Origin of the sequence: Shigella sp. FC1567, from assembly GCF_001743015.1 — a bacterium.
In the GTDB taxonomy this organism is placed as follows: Bacteria; Pseudomonadota; Gammaproteobacteria; order Enterobacterales; family Enterobacteriaceae; genus Escherichia; species Escherichia coli.
Genome location: NZ_MIIV01000264.1, coordinates 1 through 1,571 on the forward strand (window position 1 = coordinate 1; position 1,571 = coordinate 1,571).

A 1,571-nucleotide genomic window follows, 5' to 3' on the forward strand; every position below is an offset into this window, starting at 1 on the left:
TTTCTGGTGCGTACCGGGCTGAGAGGCGGTGTAAGTGAACTGTAGTTGCCATGTTTTACGGCAATGAGAGCAGAGATAGCGCTGATGTCCGGCAGTGCTTTTGCCGTTACGCACCACGCCTTCAGTAGCGGAGCAGGAAGGACATCTGATGGAAATGGAAGCCACGCAAGCACCTTAAAATCACCATCATACACTAAATCAGTAAGTTGGCAGCATTACCCTTTATGCCATGTCCTTATTGACCCCGTATATTACGGGGTCGTTTTTGTGCGGAATTAAAAACGATATCCTGCTGAGAACATAAACACCCACGGATCGAGGCGTACGCTATCATGTTGCTGTGCACCGCCCAGCTTATAATTGGCGGTGGTATCGATATCCATGTACCAGACTGGTAGGTTTCAAAAAACACAATAACCAATTGTATTTGAAGCAAAAAACAAGACTTTGAGATGTTTTTTTTGTACCTTTTTTTATGTTTTTAACTGTCTGATTTTATTGAAATCTTTTTTAGTTTTGCAGAAGGAATTTTTTACTTGATTGTAACTTTTTCGTTTTTTTGGGGGCTAATTGACGCGCAATGCTGGGCGGGGAGCGCACAGCCAAAAAAACCGAAATTGACCGCTAATTACTGCCAATCATCATCGCTCTGATTGAGCGTAAATCATTCAGGTTATTCAGTTCTTCCTTCTGCTCTCGCTGACGTCAATAAATCCCATCATTGCGATCAACCTCATCCTTAACCATTGATGCGAGCAGTTCTTCCAGTTTCTGCGCTGACAGCTTTACCTGGTGATCTTCAGCATCTTCCCGGGCTATTGTGGTTCGCGCAGTGGCTGATTTTGCTGACATCACCACAGGGGGCAGACGGACCATTGAACCATGGCCTCCGGAACAAATAAGGGCAAAAATAACAACCACTATCGAAAGCTTACAAACTAACCGCAGCACGTTCCTGCATACGACGTGTCTGCGGCATAATCCCAATGATTACTCCCTGACAGGATTTGCAGGCCACTCAATATCGGTGCAGTTGATGTATCAACACGATTCAACAATACCCGATATTTATTCCATGCCTCCAGCAACGATCTTTCTTCCTCCGTTGCGATTTCCAGATCTACAGCATCCTGCAGTGGCGCAATATACTCACTGAATTCCTGGATGTAGAACTGTGTGGTGACGGTCTTCCAGCCATTCGTCTCCTGCTGTATCGAAGCATACCAGGCTATTTCAATATCGCTATGCTGCGGCAGCATTTAACCCCTTGTAATTCATCGCCATAATTGATTTAATTCACAAATAAAACTATAACATGGTGAAATCAATGAAAAAAAACACAGATGATGGGGCTAAAATTTACACACCACTTACCCTAAAGCTTTATGACTGGTGGGTTTTGGGAGTATCAAATCGGCTTGCATGGGGATGTCCTACAAAGGAACACCTTCTTCCACACTATCTGGAACATGTAGGTAACAACCATCTGGATATTGGTGTTGGAACTGGGTTTTACCTTACTCACGTACCTGAGAGTAGTCTGATATCTTTAATGGATTTGAACGAAGCTA

Annotated in this window: 1 protein-coding gene and 4 pseudogenes; 1 reads left to right on the forward strand and 4 read right to left on the reverse strand. The window is 43.9% G+C overall.

Annotation, left to right across the window (positions count from 1 at the left end; all coding sequences use genetic code 11):
• From BHE85_RS15190 to BHE85_RS15200, 4 genes and pseudogenes are all read right to left on the reverse strand, one after another.
• Positions 1–165: IS1 family transposase (locus BHE85_RS15190; protein ID WP_047664789.1), on the reverse strand; the 165-nt coding region annotated here is incomplete at its 3' end.
• Between the two features lie 110 nt (positions 166–275).
• A pseudogene (locus tag BHE85_RS15195) lies at positions 276–401 on the reverse strand (OmpW family outer membrane protein); the annotation flags it as partial.
• A gap of 223 nt (positions 402–624) precedes the next feature.
• A pseudogene (locus tag BHE85_RS28440) lies at positions 625–894 on the reverse strand (DUF4376 domain-containing protein); the annotation flags it as partial.
• A 96-nt stretch (positions 895–990) separates the two neighbouring features.
• A pseudogene (locus BHE85_RS15200) lies at positions 991–1,259 on the reverse strand (tail fiber assembly protein).
• Between the two features lie 56 nt (positions 1,260–1,315).
• Between BHE85_RS15200 and BHE85_RS15205 the strand changes: the two are divergent.
• Positions 1,316–1,571 (forward strand): annotated as a pseudogene (locus tag BHE85_RS15205) (class I SAM-dependent methyltransferase); the annotation flags it as partial.